General features: G+C 42.6%; 20 protein-coding genes. 5 read left to right on the forward strand and 15 right to left on the reverse strand.

Annotated features, from left to right (window positions below):
* Window position 1: 1 nt before the first annotated feature.
* Together FLP08_RS07345 and mutY are read right to left on the reverse strand one after the other, a co-directional pair.
* Window positions 2-478, reverse strand: coding sequence for a single-stranded DNA-binding protein (locus FLP08_RS07345; protein WP_156275475.1), 477 nt, complete (start codon window positions 476-478; stop codon window positions 2-4).
* Window positions 479-588: 110 nt separating this feature from the next.
* The gene (gene mutY, locus FLP08_RS07350; protein ID WP_156275476.1) at window positions 589-1641 is read right to left on the reverse strand and encodes an A/G-specific adenine glycosylase; all 1053 of its coding nucleotides are present in this window, start codon (window positions 1639-1641) and stop codon (window positions 589-591) included.
* A gap of 123 nt (window positions 1642-1764) precedes the next feature.
* Between mutY and FLP08_RS07355 the strand changes: the two genes are divergently transcribed.
* The 4 genes from FLP08_RS07355 (at window position 1765) to FLP08_RS07370 (ending at window position 4681) form a co-directional block, all read left to right on the forward strand.
* Window positions 1765-2073, forward strand: coding sequence for an HU family DNA-binding protein (locus FLP08_RS07355; protein WP_341481573.1), 309 nt, complete (start codon window positions 1765-1767; stop codon window positions 2071-2073).
* A 320-nt stretch (window positions 2074-2393) separates the two neighbouring features.
* Window positions 2394-3932 carry an Rne/Rng family ribonuclease gene (locus FLP08_RS07360; protein WP_162430986.1) on the forward strand — a complete coding sequence of 513 codons (1539 nt, stop codon included), beginning with the start codon at window positions 2394-2396 and terminating at the stop codon, window positions 3930-3932.
* 82 nt (window positions 3933-4014) lie between these two features.
* Complete coding sequence (locus FLP08_RS07365; protein WP_156275480.1) at window positions 4015-4215, forward strand: hypothetical protein; 201 nt, start codon at window positions 4015-4017, stop codon at window positions 4213-4215.
* Window positions 4205-4681 carry a regulatory protein RecX gene (locus tag FLP08_RS07370; RefSeq protein ID WP_156275482.1) on the forward strand — a complete coding sequence of 159 codons (477 nt, stop codon included), beginning with the start codon at window positions 4205-4207 and terminating at the stop codon, window positions 4679-4681. The genes FLP08_RS07365 and FLP08_RS07370 overlap by 11 nt, the downstream gene beginning before the upstream one ends.
* Here FLP08_RS07370 and FLP08_RS07375 read toward each other — a convergent pair.
* The 8 genes from FLP08_RS07375 to FLP08_RS07410 all read right to left on the reverse strand — a co-directional run bounded on the left by FLP08_RS07375 (window position 4671) and on the right by FLP08_RS07410 (window position 12555).
* Complete coding sequence (locus FLP08_RS07375) at window positions 4671-5549, reverse strand: cupin-like domain-containing protein (RefSeq protein ID WP_156275483.1); 879 nt, start codon at window positions 5547-5549, stop codon at window positions 4671-4673. The genes FLP08_RS07370 and FLP08_RS07375 overlap by 11 nt on opposite strands.
* Complete coding sequence (locus FLP08_RS07380; protein ID WP_156275484.1) at window positions 5546-6415, reverse strand: cupin-like domain-containing protein; 870 nt, start codon at window positions 6413-6415, stop codon at window positions 5546-5548. Before FLP08_RS07380 ends, FLP08_RS07375 begins: the two co-directional genes overlap by 4 nt.
* A 15-nt stretch (window positions 6416-6430) precedes the next feature.
* A complete protein-coding gene (bioB, locus tag FLP08_RS07385; RefSeq protein WP_156275486.1) occupies window positions 6431-7522 on the reverse strand; it encodes a biotin synthase BioB in 1092 nt (363 codons plus the stop codon).
* A gap of 87 nt (window positions 7523-7609) precedes the next feature.
* The gene (locus FLP08_RS07390; protein WP_156275487.1) at window positions 7610-8764 is read right to left on the reverse strand and encodes a beta-ketoacyl synthase N-terminal-like domain-containing protein; all 1155 of its coding nucleotides are present in this window, start codon (window positions 8762-8764) and stop codon (window positions 7610-7612) included.
* Window positions 8765-8821: 57 nt separating this feature from the next.
* Window positions 8822-9421: an SET domain-containing protein gene (locus FLP08_RS07395; protein ID WP_156275489.1), complete on the reverse strand. Its 600-nt coding sequence runs from the start codon at window positions 9419-9421 to the stop codon at window positions 8822-8824.
* Between the two features lie 76 nt (window positions 9422-9497).
* Entirely contained in the window at window positions 9498-10787 is a 1290-nt protein-coding gene (bioA, locus tag FLP08_RS07400) for an adenosylmethionine--8-amino-7-oxononanoate transaminase (RefSeq protein WP_156275491.1), read from the reverse strand.
* Window positions 10775-11398: a dethiobiotin synthase gene (gene bioD / locus FLP08_RS07405; protein ID WP_156275693.1), complete on the reverse strand. Its 624-nt coding sequence runs from the start codon at window positions 11396-11398 to the stop codon at window positions 10775-10777. Before bioD ends, bioA begins: the two co-directional genes overlap by 13 nt.
* Window positions 11398-12555: an aminotransferase class I/II-fold pyridoxal phosphate-dependent enzyme gene (locus FLP08_RS07410; RefSeq protein WP_156275493.1), complete on the reverse strand. Its 1158-nt coding sequence runs from the start codon at window positions 12553-12555 to the stop codon at window positions 11398-11400. Before FLP08_RS07410 ends, bioD begins: the two co-directional genes overlap by 1 nt.
* A gap of 32 nt (window positions 12556-12587) precedes the next feature.
* Here FLP08_RS07410 and FLP08_RS07415 point away from each other — a divergent pair, with 32 nt between their 5' ends.
* Window positions 12588-13028, forward strand: a complete 441-nt coding sequence (locus tag FLP08_RS07415) for an MgtC/SapB family protein (protein ID WP_156275495.1) — start codon at window positions 12588-12590, stop codon at window positions 13026-13028.
* A 2-nt stretch (window positions 13029-13030) separates the two neighbouring features.
* On the opposite strand, the gene mnhG is transcribed toward FLP08_RS07415, so the two are convergent.
* The 5 genes from mnhG to FLP08_RS07440 are packed head-to-tail and all read right to left on the reverse strand — an operon-like array spanning window position 13031 to window position 16048.
* Complete coding sequence (gene mnhG / locus FLP08_RS07420) at window positions 13031-13435, reverse strand: monovalent cation/H(+) antiporter subunit G (protein ID WP_156275497.1); 405 nt, start codon at window positions 13433-13435, stop codon at window positions 13031-13033.
* Window positions 13432-13704: a cation:proton antiporter gene (locus FLP08_RS07425; RefSeq protein WP_156275499.1), complete on the reverse strand. Its 273-nt coding sequence runs from the start codon at window positions 13702-13704 to the stop codon at window positions 13432-13434. The genes mnhG and FLP08_RS07425 overlap by 4 nt, the downstream gene beginning before the upstream one ends.
* Window positions 13701-14177: a Na+/H+ antiporter subunit E gene (locus FLP08_RS07430; protein ID WP_156275501.1), complete on the reverse strand. Its 477-nt coding sequence runs from the start codon at window positions 14175-14177 to the stop codon at window positions 13701-13703. The genes FLP08_RS07425 and FLP08_RS07430 overlap by 4 nt, the downstream gene beginning before the upstream one ends.
* A gap of 6 nt (window positions 14178-14183) precedes the next feature.
* The gene (locus tag FLP08_RS07435) at window positions 14184-15698 is read right to left on the reverse strand and encodes a proton-conducting transporter transmembrane domain-containing protein (RefSeq protein ID WP_156275502.1); all 1515 of its coding nucleotides are present in this window, start codon (window positions 15696-15698) and stop codon (window positions 14184-14186) included.
* Window positions 15695-16048: a Na+/H+ antiporter subunit C gene (locus FLP08_RS07440; protein WP_156275503.1), complete on the reverse strand. Its 354-nt coding sequence runs from the start codon at window positions 16046-16048 to the stop codon at window positions 15695-15697. Before FLP08_RS07440 ends, FLP08_RS07435 begins: the two co-directional genes overlap by 4 nt.

Genomic DNA, 16048 nt, shown 5'->3' on the forward strand with positions numbered 1-16048 from the left:
CTTAGAATGGTAAATCATCTTCCTCTTCATCCTGAGAGAAAGACTCATTCCTATTGGCAAAGTTATCGCTTTTAGGTTTAGCAGGCTTGCTTGATGACATTTGTGAACCAGAATTTCCAGATGGTTCTGCCCCTGTTTCACCTTTAGGTGTTAAAAAGGTAAACTCGGTACAATGAATTTCTGTAGAGTACTTTTCGTTCCCGGCATCGTCCTGCCATTTACGGGTTTTTATACGCCCCTCGATATAGACCTTGTCTCCTTTTTTGAGGTATTTTTCGCAGATCTCGGCCGCTTTGTTTCTTACAACAACGTTATGCCATTCTGTATTGGTAACACGTTCACCGGTAGTTCGATTTGTGTAACTCTCGTTAGTAGCCAGAGGAAATCTTCCAATAGATCCGCCTCCTTCAAAATAATGCATTTTTACGTCATCTCCTGTATGCCCTATTAACATTACTTTGTTCAATGTACCTGTCATTACTTAAATATTTAGTTACCGCTAGCCGGTTATTTGGATTAATAATTATTCTAAAATACTAAAAAATTCTGCCTGAATATGCAAAAAGATCCAAAGATATAAACAAGCATCTATTTATAAGCATCTGGAAGATATTCATTCAAAAAGTTTTCGATAAGCACGGGAACGGGGTAATCAATAACTTCCTGAAGGGCTATTTTCGGTTTTTTTACTTCGGTCGTGTTTACGATCCAGAACCGGGTATAAAGATGCTGATGGGATAGCTTGTGCACCACGGGCTTTTGGTTATAAAGCTCTATGCTGAATTCATCACCCCCAATGAGATCAGTAAACTTATCCTGACTTTTTAGTTCCTCCTCATCGCTAAGACTTTCGGTTTCCACAAGAGGGAACTGGTAAAGTCCATTCCAGATGCCCTTCCCCTTTCTTTGCTCCAGGATGGTGCTCTCATCCTTTAGGTCGAAAACGAGGTAGTTAAAAAACCTCTTTTTCACTTTTGACTTTTTCAGCTTTACCGGCAATTCTTTTACCCGGTCATTTTTCAAAGCAAGACACATGTCATTAAAAGGACAGGAATCGCATTTTGGATTCTGAGGTTTACAGTGCAAAGCACCAAATTCCATGATAGCCTGGTTAAAGGTGGCCGGATCTTTTTCATCTAAAAGCTCCTGGGCAAGGATTTTGAATTCCTTGATCCCGGCAGTATTATTAATAGGAGTATCAATTTCAAAGATACGCGACAAAACCCGGTAAACATTTCCATCTACCACGGCCACGGGTTCTCCATAACAAATAGAAGCTATGGCGCTGGCCGTATAATCACCCACTCCTTTTAATTTGAGCAATCCTTTATAGTTATCGGGAAATTTCCCATTAAGATCGAAAGCCACGTGCTTGGCGGTTTCGTGAAGGTTCCTGGCGCGGGAATAATATCCAAGTCCCTGCCAGAGCTTTAGAACTTCATCCTGCGGAGCTTTGGCCAGGTGAAAAACCGTAGGATAGGCCTCGATAAACTTCTTATAATAAGGTAAACCCTGCTCTATTCGCGTTTGTTGAAGCATTATTTCGCTGAGCCAAATTTGGTACGGTTCGTGCACCTTTCTCCATGGCAGATCTCGTTTGTTTTGCAAGTACCAATGTGTCAGTCTTTTGGGAAAAACCATAATAAATAGGGATTGTCCGCAATAATAGGAGTTTATTCCGTTATTATTAGTGAATTAGGTTTGAAATATTGCAGATTTAATTCTTATATTTGCCCCCTTGAAAAATTGAAACCCCAATTAATAATTTTAAATAGCACGAAAATGACGAAAGCAGATATCGTAGCAAACATTTCAGAAAAATTAGGAATGGAAAAAGGAGACGTACAAGCTACTATCGAATCCTTCATGGACGAAGTAAAAACTTCTCTAGAAAGCGGAGATAATGTTTACCTTCGTGGTTTCGGAAGCTTTGTAGTGAAAACCAGAGCTGAGAAAACCGGTAGAAACATTTCTAAGAACACTACTATTAAGATTCCTGCACACAACATTCCTGCATTTAAGCCAGCAAAGATATTTGTAGAAGGAGTAAAGACTAACGTCGAAGTAAAATAATTGAATCCTCCCCGCTCTGCGGGGTGGCTTCTAAGAAATAATTATTAATTTTAAAGATATTGCACTATGCCAAGTGGTAAGAAAAGAAAAAGACACAAGGTGGCTACGCACAAGCGTAAGAAAAGAAGAAGAGCTAACCGCCACAAGAAAAAGTAGTGTGACAACTACTTTTTTTATTTAAATCGTTCTTTGAAATCGAAACCCTCGACGCACGTTTTGTATGTCGATCAGGTTTCTTCAGGATTAAAAACCTGTGAAAAAATAATGTTTAATCCATCTATGTTTGTTTAACAACAGATATGGATAAAAAATCTGGAAGTGTGGACAAAGAATTAATTATCCGGTCCGAACCTTCTGCTGTAGATTTTGCCTTATTAAAAGATGGAAAACTTATTGAGCTAAACAAGGAAGAAGACAGCAACAAATTTAATGTAGGCGATATCTATATCGCCAAAATTAGAAAAGCTGTCCCAGGGTTAAATGCCGCATTCGTGAATGTTGGCTACGAAAAAGATGGTTTTTTACACTATCATGACCTTGGACCTCAGGTTTCTTCTTTGCTTAAGTTCATAAAACGTGTAAGCACAGGTAAACTAAAAGACTATTCTTTAAAGAATTTTACTTTTGAAAAGGATATAGACAAGAACGGTACTATTACCGACGTCTTAAAATCCAATCAGTCGCTACTGGTTCAAATCGTAAAAGAACCCATCTCTACAAAAGGCCCCAGGATAAGCTCTGAGCTTTCCCTACCCGGCCGTTATATTGTATTAGTCCCTTTTTCAAACCGAATTTCAGTTTCACAGAAAATTGAGAGCAAAGACGAAAAGGAACGCCTAAAGAGACTGGTAAAAAGCATTAAACCCAAAGGTTTTGGGATTATTGTAAGAACTGTAGCCGAAGGCAAAAAAGTAGCAGAACTGGACAGAGACCTCCAAAATCTAATGGGTCGCTGGACAGCTATGTGTAAAAAATTGTATAAACCGCATCATCCCTCCAAAGTACTGGGAGAATTGAACAGGGCTTCGTCCCTGCTAAGAGACATTTTTAATGACTCCTTTACTTCTATTTGCGTAGACGATGAAACGCTTTATACTCAAATCAAAGACTATGTGAGCGAGATCGCTCCAGAAAAAGAATCAATTGTAAAATTGCATCAATCCAACCAACCTATTTTCGAGAAGAATGGTATCGAAAGACAAATAAAAACTTCCTTTGGGCGCACCGTTTCCATGAGTAAAGGCGCCTACCTGGTCATAGAACATACAGAAGCCATGCACGTTATAGACGTGAACAGCGGAAACCGTTCTAATAAATCCAAGAACCAGGAAGATACCGCGTTAGAGGTGAATATGATTAGTGCTACCGAGATAGCCAGACAGTTACGACTTCGTGACATGGGCGGCATTATCGTGGTAGACTTCATAGATATGAATAGAGCCGAGAACAGAAAAAAGCTCTATGACCACCTTAGAAACGAAATGAGTGACGACAGGGCTAAACATAAGATATTGCCCCCCAGTAAGTTTGGATTAGTTCAAATTACAAGACAGCGCGTAAGGCCTGAGATGAATATCAAGACCCGTGAGGAAAATCCCAACGGGAATGGTGAAATTGAAGCACCTATAAGTTTGGTAAACAAGATCAAAGTAGACCTTGAGAAGCTGATCAAAAAAGACCATAAAAAGATCACGCTTAGCGCACATCCATTTATTGCCGCCTTTTTAACAAAAGGCTTTCCATCTCCCCGATCTAAGTGGTTTGTAGACCACAAACGATGGGTGAAAATTTTACCTCGCGATGCTTACACGTATTTAGAGTACCACTTTCACGATAAAGACGGGAAAGTGATCAAATAAAAAGAACGCCTTTCAAGCAATTGGGAGGCGTTTTTTTGTACCCTGTTTTGAACTGCCTGCCCTAAACCTTTATATTTGATCGATGAACAAATATACTTTAGGCATAAGTTTATTAACCCTGATGTTTGGCTTCACCTTTTACGGCGAGATCATAACAATAAATCTTGGGGCCACCTATTATTTAATTCCTGCCGAAGTGATCTGCTTCGGGATCTGGCTTATATTCATGATCATCTTCTGGATAAGCAGGCTGAGAAAAATTCTTTCTAAAAATGAGGCATAACCAGAATTCTTATACCGTAGATGAAGCACTTCAAAAACTGATGCATTTCTGTGCATACAGGGACCGTTCTCAAAAAGAAGTTGAAGACAAGCTGGACTCCATGCGTATGATCCCCGAAGCCAAGGAAAAGATCATCATTACATTGATGCAGGAAGGCTTTTTAAACGAGGAACGTTTTGCCAGAAGCTTTGTAAGGGGTAAATACCGCATGAAAAAATGGGGAAGGATCAAGATCACCCAGGAACTTAAAAAGCGGCAGATCTCCTCTCCCATCATTAAACTGGGACTTTCTGAAATAAAGGAAAATGATTACCTATCCACACTATACCAGCTGGCAGAGAAAAAAGCCGAAATGATTTCTGAAACAAATACCTTTAAAAAGAAAAAGAAACTCGCAGACCACCTTATAAGAAAAGGTTATGAACCTTCGATGGTGTTTGACTGCGTGAATGATATTATAGACTAATGTCGTTCTTTTTGTGGGTGCGCTTCACCGCCTGCTCATTTTTATAATCTATCCACTTCTGCCCCCTTAATTTCCTCATATAATTATCAAAATGCCTCATAAAAATAAGGTTATAGACCGCTTTGGAAAAATTGGTCAGGGTTCTTGGGGTTGCCCTGAGACTCATTGAGAAACCTGCAGTGAGGTAGGTCATATGATGCCAGTAACCTTCAGGCATATAGAGAGCCTCACCATGCTCGAGCTCGGTTATATAGCCTCTGGCCTTTTTCAGGACAGGGAATTTTTCAAAATCAGGATCGTTAAAATCTATATCTTCCCGGGCGATCAAAGCATGCGGCACCTTATATAGATGTTTGCTCTCGCTTGGCGGAAAGAGGATACATTGTTTTTTTCCATGAAAATGAAAATGAAGAATGTTTGCGTAATCTATGTCGTAATGCATAAACACCCTGGAATTTTCCCCTCCAAAAAAAAGCATGGGCAACTGCTTCAAGAAGCGCAGGCCCACATCTGGGAACTTGAAATCTTCCTGGAAAGCAGGTACCTCTTTCAGTAAATTGTATAAAAATATCCGGTAGTTGGAAGGCCCTTTTTTTAAAAGCTCTATATACTGAGACATCTTCATCTGGGCATGGGCCTCGTTGAATTTGTATTTGGAAGAAATTGGCCGGTCATCGTAAAGCGGAACGGTTCTGTCTCCCGCCATTTTATTTACATAATCCAGGTCCCATTTTTTGTAAGCGGGCCAGTCATCGATCAATCTTTTTATCACTACCGGTTTCTGAGGCTGAACATATTCCCGTAGGAATTCTGCTTTCGAGATCCTATCTACCTTTGGTATTGCTTCAAGATTCATCTTTGACTTCATTCGATCCCGGCATTTTTATGGGTTCTTTTTATGGCTATCCTGTTCTTATAATCTATCCAGTCCTGCCCCCTGATCTTTCGCATCAGGTTATCATAATTCCTAACGAATAACAGGTTATTCAATACTTCGGCTATTTTCCCCGGAGATTTAGGCAAGGACCTGAGCGTTAAGGAAAGGCTTGCTTTTTCGTATTTTATCCAGTGCCACCAGTGGCTCGGAATGTAAAGAGCATCGCCGTGTTCCAGGATGGTTTCGAACCCCCTGGCCTTGGCCAGTGCTGGATATTTCGTGAAATCTGGCTTATCCATATCTATGATCTCCATGCTCACTATGGAATAAGGAACCTTATACAGCAATCCTGTCTGATCTGGCGGATATAGAATCACCCTCTTTTTCCCTACGAAATTGAAATGAAAATTATTGGCCAGGTCCATATCGTAATGCATCACAACTTTTGAACCTTCACCACCCACAAAAAGAACGGGTAACTTCTTAAAAAATTTCACCCCAAGGTCGGGATACTGAAAATCTTCTACCAGCTCCGGACAATTCTGAAGCATGTTGAAGAAGAACATCCTTAGATCTGTAGGGCCTTTTTCAAGTAAATCAACATACTCTCTGAAAGGGACCTTCATGGCGGGGCCATGGGAGTTCTGTCTTCCCTTGGCGGGTTTACCGTCATACAAAGGCACTACAACATCGCCGGCCTTTTCCCTGAAATAATCAAAGTTCCATTTTTGGTAGGCCGGCCAGTTTTCTGTAAGATCTTCTATGACTACCGGTTTTTTCGGTATAAAATACTCCTGCAAAAATTCCTCCTTGGAGAGGTTTTTTCGTCTGGGAATATTTTGAAGATCCAGTTTCAAAATTTATGATTTTTGCTAGGCCTTGGTCTTAGCCTTTCCCTGAGCCTCTAGATTCCTGTCGATCTTATGCCCTGGTCTTGTCCATTTTGGTTTCTCTCCCTGGCTCTGAAATTGAGACTTATCTGCATCTACACTTTCCGGCTGAGATTTTTTCTCAAATGCTTTTTGCGGATTCAATCCTAGCATTTTGAACATCTCCATATCCTCGTTCACATCTGGATTAGGAGTGGTTAAAAGCTTATCTCCGGCAAAGATCGAGTTCGCCCCGGCAAAGAAACACATAGCCTGTCCTTCCCTGCTCATCTGGGTTCTTCCTGCTGAAAGTCTAACCTGGGTCTCTGGCATTACAATTCTGGTGGTCGCTACCATCCTGATCATATCCCAGATAGGTACAGGCTCCTGCTCTTCAAGAGGGGTTCCTTCCACAGGCACCAATGCATTGATCGGCACAGATTCCGGCTGCGGATTAAGGGTTGAAAGAGCTACTAGCATCCCGGCACGGTCTGCTTCGCTTTCGCCCATCCCAATGATCCCTCCGCTACAAACCGTAACATTGGTCTTTCTAACGTTTCCAATTGTATCAAGCCTGTCCTGGTAACCACGGGTAGAGATCACCTCTTTATAATATTCTTCAGAGGAGTCAAGATTATGATTGTAAGCATACAGGCCTGCCTCAGCAAGACGCTGAGCCTGGTTTTCGGTAAGCATTCCCAGGGTACAGCAAACCTCCATATCCAGCTTGTTGATGGTTCTTACCATCTCAAGCACATTATCAAATTCTTCACCATCTTTCACATTTCTCCAGGCCGCACCCATACAAACACGGGAACTACCGGATGCCTTGGCGCGTAAGGCCTGGGCTTTCACCTGGTTTACGCTCATAAGGTCATTACCTTCAAGATCTGTATGATAACGGGCTGCCTGTGGGCAGTAACCGCAATCTTCGGGGCAACCCCCGGTTTTTATAGAAAGCAGGGTAGAAACCTGAACGGTATTAGGGTCATGATGTTGACGGTGAACAGTGGCTGCTTCGTATAGCAGCTCCATAAAAGGCTTATTATAAATTTCCAGGATCTCTTCTTTGGTCCAGTCGTGTTTAAGTGCCATGTAATTTGATTTGTATTCAAAAATAACGAAAACTAGGCTTTAATCTAGGATGCTAACCTAAGATTTATAAACGGGATAGCTAACAATTTATTTACTGCTTATCAAAACAGAAACGGCGTTCCCTCCAAAGCCTACAGAATTCACTAATATATTATTAAGTTTTTCAGGTTGTTGCGGAAATTCGGAAAAAGGTACCGGCAGGAATTTTTGATTTTCCAGCATCAGCACGGCCATTTGCAGGCTCAGTATTCCGGAAGCAGCAAAGCTATGACCTGTTTTCCATTTATTGCTGGTAATCGCGGGTAATTTCTTCGGAAAGACCTTTTTCACCGCATTCACCTCGGCAAGGTCACCGCCAATAGTTCCCGGCGCATGCATCACTACCGCATCGACCTCCTCCGGCTTTATATTTTTCATGGCCATCTGCATGGACTTTTGAAGACATTTTCCATTCTTCGAAAGCGATGCACCATGCTTAAGCTTCTCGTTGGCGTAACCAATACCCGTGATGAGTGCTCGTGAATTTTCTGAAATCCCATCTTCCAGCACTACGGCCGCGGCGGCTTCACCAAGGATCATAGTGTTCCTTGATTTTTCCATATCCAGGGACCGGCAGGGAAAAGTCGAGTTTTCGGAAGCATAGATCTTCATTGCCTTCATCTGTGCGATGGTAAAGCCAGTTAGTGGCGCCTCGCTACCACCCGCCACAAAGCTTTTAGCCATACCGCTTCTTACCCAGGCAATGGCATTCAGAATAGAATGCATTCCTGTGGAACAGGTTACGCTGTGTGAAAATTCGGGACCCTGGCTTTGAAGATCCTGGGCCACCCAGGAAGAAATATTTCCCAAAGTGGTTGAAGGCGAGGAATAGGTGGAAGCCTTTCCCGTTTTGATATATTCAGAATGATAATTTTCAAAAAGGCCGGTCGCTCCTCGGCTGCTACCAAAATTGATCCCGGTATCGCGGTCATGGAATCCCGAACCAGCCGAAGCCTGCCTAGCGGCAAGGATGGCATAAAGAACCGAATTATCCAGGTATCTGTACTTGGAATTCTGCTCCTTCAGCTGCTCCACCTCTTTTTTGATCTCTTCAGGCAAAAAACCGGCAAGGGCCTTATAACCATCAAAATCTTCTTCCTTAAAACAATGCTGGTCGTTAAGGTAATTATTCCAGATCTCTTCTGAAGTTCTTCCAAGCGGAGAAATACTCCCAATGGACCTTATGGAAATCGGATTTTTCAAAAGCTGATTTTTTCAGCAAAAATAAGGCTCAATAAAGGATTGTCTAAATTTAGCCTCCTAAATTCTGCTTTTTTTAGGCTTATAATATAGCTTGATGGTAGATAGCATTTTCTTCTTTCCCTGGACCACATCCTTTACCTCATCCTGCAACTTATCTGAAAGCAGGTCGAATAAAGGCTGCTCGACTTCAAGGAGCAAAGGGAAGAGGGACTTAAGCATATCATCCCACTGCCGGTATAAATTCAAGGTATCATCAGGGTTTACGATCTTTCGCTCTGCTTCCTCCTCTGCGGGTACAAAAGGCTCCTCCAAATTGAGATAACCATAATCATCTGTAAGTTCTTCGCCTGGAGCAATATCCCTGATGGCCACTTCAAAATTATAGGCCGTAGAAAGGCAGTTTGAATTAAAACTATGGTTCACATATTTGGCAATATCCCAGCAAAGAATGTATTCGCCTTTCCCATTCCTGAAGCTATACTTATCAAATAGCTCACGGGTGAGTGGCTTGTACTGAGCAGGTTTTCCGGGAGGAACCACGATATCCAGTTCGTCCTGCACCCAGGTGATGGTTCCTTTAGGCATGAAGGCTGTAGCCACAACCCCAAATCCCTTCTGGTCGTTTATCCACTCTAGTTTAGTGTCTGGATGCATCATAATCTTCAGATTAACCTAACTAAAGTAGGCAAAAATCGAATCCGAAAATTATAAATATGAACGCAATAGATTTTTTTTAGAACTCTGATAATACGCCCCTTAGCGTAGAATAAACCTTTTCAAGCTCTTCATCCCCTATCACATATGGCGGGACAATATAGATAGTATTCCCCAGTGGCCTCAGGAAGACTCCTTTCTCCATGAAATACTGGAACAGTTTATTCCGAAGGTTACCATACCTTTCCATTTGGACATCAAGTTCAAAGGCCAGGATCACGCCCCTGGAGCGGATGTTCTTCACTTTCGGATGGATTTTCATTTCCTCGGCAAAAGCCCTGTTCTTTTTTGAAATCTCCTTTATATTCTCCTGCATCTCTTCTGAAATCAACAACTCCAGTGCAGCGAGTGCCGCAGCACAGGCTAGCGGATTTGCCGTATAGGTATGACCATGGAACAGGCCTTTCGCGATATCATCTGAAAAGAAAGCGTCGTAGATCTCCTGGGTACATGAGGTAAGCCCCATAGGTAGAAGCCCGGCGGTTAAAGCCTTGGACATGCAAACCACATCTGGCTTTTCTTCGATATAATCTGAAGCGAAATATTTCCCGGTTTTCCCAAAACCGGTCATCACCTCATCGGCAACTTTTACGATGTCATTTTCCCGGCAGATCCTAAGGATCTCGTTAAGGCCTTCGGCATCATGGAATTTCATGGCCGCAGCTCCCTGGATTAGGGGCTCGTAGATAAAACCTGCGATCTTATCCTCCGAGATGACTTGTCTTAATTTAGCAATTACCTCAGGATTATTCCTTCCATCAGGCACCGGGATGCGCTCTACCCTGATAAAATGATCTTCGAATGCGCCATTATAAACAGATAGCCCGGAAACCGACATGGCTCCAAAGGTATCTCCATGAAAACCCTCTTCAAATGCCAGCATCACCTTACGATCGTTGCCAAGGTTATGGTGATATTGCAAGGCCATCTTTATCCCGATCTCGGTGGCGGTAGAACCATTATCATTGAAAAATAATTTCTGCTGTCCCTCAGGGAGAATTTTCACAAGAGCTTCTGATAATTTTATGGCAGGCTCATGGGTGAATCCGCTGAAGACCACCTGGTCCAGGTTCTGCATTTGTTCGGCAACCCTGGCGGTGATGAATTTGTTACAATGACCATACACAGCGGTATACCAGGATGAAATGGCATCTATATATTCCCTGCCCTCATCATCGGTAAGCACACAGCCCCGGGCCTTTTTTATGGGCAACATATCTGGCGATAACTTATGTTGTGTAAGCGGGTGCCAGAGATGTTTCTTATCCCGGTCTGCCAGGGTTGCTTTTTTCAGTTCTATATCTCGCATAATCTTTCCTTAAATTTTTCGGCATATTCCTGCACTACTCTTTCGTCAAAATAAGGTTCCTCATCTATACGGCCTATCACCTCGACCTTGCCAAGTTCTTTTATAGCTTCCTCGGTAGTTGGATGTTCCTCCCCGCTAAAGATGATCCCGATCTTTTCGATGCCCCGACTTTTAAGGGCATCGATACTTAACAAGCTATGGTTTATACTACCCAGGTAATGCCTGGAGACCAGTATGACCACATCTTCCTTATCTATAAGATCGGCAATGACCTCTTTTTTATTCAAAGGGACAAGCAGTCCTCCGGCGCCTTCTATCACCAGGTCATTTTTGGTCTTCGGCCTTTTGATCTTATTTACCTGGATCTTTACCTTATCTATTGCCGCCGCAGCATGCGGACTCATAGGCGTTTTTAAGGCATAGGCGTTCTCATGAAATTTAGAAGTTTCGTTAGCTACCAGTTTCTTAACCTTATGAGAATCTGAATTATCAAGATCACCGGCCTGTATAGGCTTCCAGTAATCGGCCTGTAATGCTTCGGTAACAATCGCAGAAACAACGGTTTTTCCAACTTCGGTCCCTATCCCGGTTATAAAATATGTCTTCGGCATCATTTATTCTTTGCCACAAAATTACCCAAGTCTTTTAAGACCTGCGAAATTTCATCGAAAGAATTATAAGAATGTACACAAAACCGAAGCCTTTCTGCGCCGGCCGGAACAGTAGGAGAAAGTATGGCCTTAACGTTGAATCCGGATTGGCTTAACTGGGAGGCTATATTCCTTACCAGCGAATTGCCCGGGATTACACATACCTGGATGGCAGAATTACTATCCGCGAAAGATCCATCAAGCTTATTTTTTTTGATCTCTGCCCTGAAAAAATCTATGTTCCTTCGCAATTCCTTTATCGGCTGTGGGTCATTTTCCAGTTTACGATAGACTGCGCTGATGGTTGCCACGCTGTGCGGAGAAAGTGCCGTGGTATAAATAAAACTCCGGCTGAAATTGACCAGGTAATCCTTAAGGTCCCTGCTTCCCACCACCACCGCTCCATGTGCACCAATGGCCTTTCCGAAAGTGTGGATCCTGGCAAAAATTTGAGTCTCGAGCTTCAGCTGCTGGACCATTCCCTGCCCGTTCTCTCCAAGCACCCCGGTAGCATGGGCTTCATCCACGATCAGCCTGGCTCCATACTTTTCAGTTAATCCTAAGAGGTTGTCAAGGTCTGGCGAATCGCCATCCATGGAAAAAACCGATTCGGTAACTACATAGGTCACCGCGTCATCATCTGCAGATGAGAAGCGTTTCAGTTTTGCTTCCAGGTCCTGAAGGTCATTATGTAAAAATTTATAGTTTCTGGCCAGGCTCATTTGCAGGCCATCCCTAATCGAGGCATGAGACAGCTCATCGTAAAGAATGATATCTCCCTTCTGGGGAATTGCTGAAAATAACCCAATATTGGCGTCGTAACCTGAATTAAAAACTAAGGCCGACTGGGCGTTATGAAAACTGGCCAGTTGATTTTCCAAAAGCTTAAAAAGGGAGTGATTTCCAGATAAGAGCCTTGAGCCGGTAGAGCCATTGAGCACTTCAGAAGTTTTCAGGATACGACTGGCTTTTTCAAAGATCTCTTCAGAATTTGAGAAACCTAAATAGTCGTTCGAAAAAAAATCTACCCCGGGACGGGATGATAATAATTCCCTAAAAGAGTCATCTTCTTTTCTCTTTTGAAGTCTTTTCTCTAATTTAGAAGGTAATTTTTTCATTTTACAAAAGTAAACATTCACTTATACAAAATATGGACTGGACTTTATTTGCATTAAGAGTTGGCCTTGCCACTATCGCCGGATTGATCATTGGCCTGGAAAGAGAGATCCAGGGCAAGGAGGCAGGTCTTAAGACGAACGCTCTGGTATCATTGGGGGCCTCGATCTTTATCTTAATGTCACTCGAGTTCGAGGGCGATAAATACGTGGATATTACCCGTGTCCTCGGCCAGGTAGTTGTTGGTATAGGATTTATTGGAGCAGGTACCATCCTGGAAAAACAGCGTAAGGTAAAGGGACTAACTACTGCCGCAACGGTTTGGTGCAGTGCCGGAACGGGATGTCTTGCCGGCTTCGGAATGTATCACGAACTGGCGATCGTGAGCGGGATCATTCTAATTATCAATCTGATCTTCGGATATATCGAGCATAAAATGAAGAAGAAGGCTAAAAAGGAAGAGGATTCAGATTAAGCCTATTTATCTTTCATTTTGGTATGGTCCACGTTATCTTCTGGAGTATCATCAACGATACTTTTTAAAACATGGGTATTTTTCTGGTATTTTCCTCTCAGGTCGTCCATAACAGACTTATCCCATAACTTCACCCCGATAAAATAAGAGGCTCTTCCAATTAAGTGAGCACTCACCGGAGCAGTAAGGAAAAGGAAAAGGATGATCACAAAGGCCTGTGAAGTAACATCTGTATTACTGAAATATACCGTGGTAGACATAAGCACAAGACCAACACCCAGCGTAGCCGCCTTTGTAGTAACAGATATCCTTAGGTAAGTATCTGGCATACGTACCACCCCAATGGCCGCAAAAAGCACGAACAGGGCTCCAAAAGTTGCTAATATTCCTATTACTATATCTATCATTTTCTCTTTCTTTTTTCAAGGTAATAAGACAAGGCTACCGTACTTAAAAAGGCAATTAGGGCAAGGATAAGTGCGGTATCCATAAGCGTAGACTGATCGTAAATGATACTGTAAACAGCGATCACTCCAATCCCTGTGGTGATAAGCAGGTCCAGCGATACGATCTTATCGGCAATACTGGGTCCCTTGATAAATCTCCAAAGAATTAGCACTGCCGAAACCACCAGCACTGGCAAAATGATATAATGTAAATATTCAAATAGCGTCATGACATTACCTCCATTATTCTACGTTCAAAACCATCTTTTATACTCCTGATGAATTTCTCCTTATCCTTAATATACATCGCATGCACAAAAAGCACCTTCTTATCATTAGAAACATCAAGACTTAATGTTCCCGGGGTAAGCGAGATCATATTGGCCAGGGTTGTGATGGCTATGTCTGATTTCACATCAAGTGGCACCATAACGATTCCCGGGGTCATATTTAGCTTCGGGGTGATCACCTCGTAGGCAACTTCCAGGTTGGCCTTAATTAGTTCATAAAGGAAAAAGAGCAACAGGATGATCACTTTTGGAACGATAAGGAAATACCTGCTCCTACCCCTTCCCACGGTTATTAGCCAAAGGATATGAAAGTTAAGGAAGAATCCAAAAAGATAGTTCTCTACAGAAAAATCTCCCGTAAGGGCAACCCAGACAAACGTCAGCAATATGTTTGAGAGAAATTTATTCTTCATCTTTCCTTAGTTCTTAGTATTTAAAACCGCGTCTATATAACCCTGGTTATTCACCAGTTCATCCGCGATCCTGGCCGAAAGTTCCTGTATATGCTCTGCTCCAAAACCAATATACAAAGATACAATACTCAAAAGAGCTACCGGCACCACAAACTGAAGCTTTTTCGCGATGGTCATATTGGTAAAATAACCGAAATTGCTGCGTAGGGGCAATTCCTTATCTGCTTTCCAGAACACTTCAGCCCATAATTTAGCGATTATTACCAGCGTAATAAAACTGGCAAATATTATTGCGCCAACGGTGATATAATTTTCTCCTGCAAAACCTGCCTTGATCAAATTGATCTTTGGCCAGAATCCGGATAATGGTGGTATCCCCACCAGGGAGAATAGAGGAATAAAAATTAGGAGACTGATCTTAGGCCAGTTCGCATAGATACCCCCAAGGTCACGCATGGAGTTGGTCCCCTTGATCCTGTAAACCACCCCGCTCACCATGAACAAATTGGTTTTAACGATAATATCGTGAATAAGGTAAAATACAGCTCCGGCAATAGCTATTTCAGTAAACATCCCAATACCCGCGATCATATAACCAATATGACAAATGATTAGGTATGAGAATACTTTTCTCAAATTATTCTGAACCAAAGCTCCCACTCCACCACTTACCAGGGTAAGGATCGCGATGATCATGATGATATTGTTCAAAAAGGCATCGTTCACGAAAATGAGCGTAAACACCCTAATAAGCGCATATACCCCTACTTTAGTAAGCAGCCCTCCAAAGATAGCCGAAACAGCAAAAGGAGGTGTGTGATAGGACGCAGGCAGCCAGAAATAAAGCGGAAACACCCCGGCTTTAATCCCGAAACCTATTAAGAAAAGCAATGCTGTGATCTGAACCAGCCCACGATTCTCTACCATAGCTATCTGCCCTGCCAGGTCTGCCATGTTCAAACTACCCGTTATTCCATAAAGAACCGCGATCGCAGTAAGAAAGATCATGGAAGCGAGTATGTTAAGGGTAAAATATTTTACAGCTCCTTCTAGCTGGGCCTTTTCCCCTCCAATGGTGATAAGCACAAAAGAGCTAATGATAATGATCTCAAACCATACGTAAAGGTTAAATATATCCCCAGTTAGAAAGGCACCATTCAGTCCTAATAAAAGGAAATGAAAGATGGGAAAATAACCGAATCTAAGCCTATCCCTTAGCACCGAACCCGCAGAAAATATGGACACGGCCAGCCCGGAGATCGCTGTAAGCAGAACCAGGGTAGCAGAAAGCATATCGGCCACAAAGGTGATCCCGAAAGGGGCCTTCCAGTTCCCTGCCTGCACCGTCTGGGTACCATTGTTCCAGATATACATGAATACCACGATAGCCAGCGCTACACTAAGAATACTGCCAAAAACACTAAAAACCTTCTGAAATCTAATTCTGGACCATCCGAACATCAAAATGATGCTGATCGCCATTTGTAGAAAAAGAGGATATAAAATCAATTGTTGTGTCATGAATCTTCGTCGGTTGCGTTCATTTCATCCAGGTCGTCTGTCCTTACCACTGTATGGGCTCTTTTCACCAGTACAATAGCAAAAGACTGCAGACCGAAACTAATAACGATTGCTGTAAGTATTAAAGCCTGCGGAACAGGATCTGCAAAGGCCTCGGTAAAGACCTTGGAGTCCCCGGGAATAATTGGCGGCGCTCCCTTGGTGATCCTTCCCAGAAGGAAGATCAGCAGGTTAGCCCCATTTCCCAGCAGGATAATTCCCAGGATAAGTTTTACCATACTTCTACGCAGCATCATATAAATGCCCGTTCCGTAAAGTATACCTACCATTAATGCTAAAAGGATCTCCAT

Source organism: Christiangramia aestuarii (assembly GCF_009735585.1).
Classification (GTDB): Bacteria; Bacteroidota; Bacteroidia; order Flavobacteriales; family Flavobacteriaceae; genus Christiangramia; species Christiangramia aestuarii.

What these genes read in the sequence shown, in the direction of transcription:
- FLP08_RS07345 (WP_156275475.1), bottom strand. Translation starts at nt 478, where the DNA reads ATGACAGGTACATTGAACAAAGTAATGTTAATAGGGCATACAGGAGAT.
- mutY (WP_156275476.1), bottom strand. Translation starts at nt 1,641, where the DNA reads ATGGTTTTTCCCAAAAGACTGACACATTGGTACTTGCAAAACAAACGA.
- FLP08_RS07365 (WP_156275480.1), top strand. Translation starts at nt 4,015, where the DNA reads ATGAACAAATATACTTTAGGCATAAGTTTATTAACCCTGATGTTTGGC.
- FLP08_RS07370 (WP_156275482.1), top strand. Translation starts at nt 4,205, where the DNA reads ATGAGGCATAACCAGAATTCTTATACCGTAGATGAAGCACTTCAAAAA.
- FLP08_RS07375 (WP_156275483.1), bottom strand. Translation starts at nt 5,549, where the DNA reads ATGAAGTCAAAGATGAATCTTGAAGCAATACCAAAGGTAGATAGGATC.
- bioB (WP_156275486.1), bottom strand. Translation starts at nt 7,522, where the DNA reads ATGGCACTTAAACACGACTGGACCAAAGAAGAGATCCTGGAAATTTAT.
- FLP08_RS07395 (WP_156275489.1), bottom strand. Translation starts at nt 9,421, where the DNA reads ATGATGCATCCAGACACTAAACTAGAGTGGATAAACGACCAGAAGGGA.
- bioA (WP_156275491.1), bottom strand. Translation starts at nt 10,787, where the DNA reads ATGCGAGATATAGAACTGAAAAAAGCAACCCTGGCAGACCGGGATAAG.
- bioD (WP_156275693.1), bottom strand. Translation starts at nt 11,398, where the DNA reads ATGCCGAAGACATATTTTATAACCGGGATAGGGACCGAAGTTGGAAAA.
- FLP08_RS07410 (WP_156275493.1), bottom strand. Translation starts at nt 12,555, where the DNA reads ATGAAAAAATTACCTTCTAAATTAGAGAAAAGACTTCAAAAGAGAAAA.
- FLP08_RS07415 (WP_156275495.1), top strand. Translation starts at nt 12,588, where the DNA reads ATGGACTGGACTTTATTTGCATTAAGAGTTGGCCTTGCCACTATCGCC.
- mnhG (WP_156275497.1), bottom strand. Translation starts at nt 13,435, where the DNA reads ATGATAGATATAGTAATAGGAATATTAGCAACTTTTGGAGCCCTGTTC.
- FLP08_RS07425 (WP_156275499.1), bottom strand. Translation starts at nt 13,704, where the DNA reads ATGACGCTATTTGAATATTTACATTATATCATTTTGCCAGTGCTGGTG.
- FLP08_RS07430 (WP_156275501.1), bottom strand. Translation starts at nt 14,177, where the DNA reads ATGAAGAATAAATTTCTCTCAAACATATTGCTGACGTTTGTCTGGGTT.
- FLP08_RS07435 (WP_156275502.1), bottom strand. Translation starts at nt 15,698, where the DNA reads ATGACACAACAATTGATTTTATATCCTCTTTTTCTACAAATGGCGATC.
- FLP08_RS07440 (WP_156275503.1), bottom strand. Translation starts at nt 16,048, where the DNA reads ATGGAGATCCTTTTAGCATTAATGGTAGGTATACTTTACGGAACGGGC.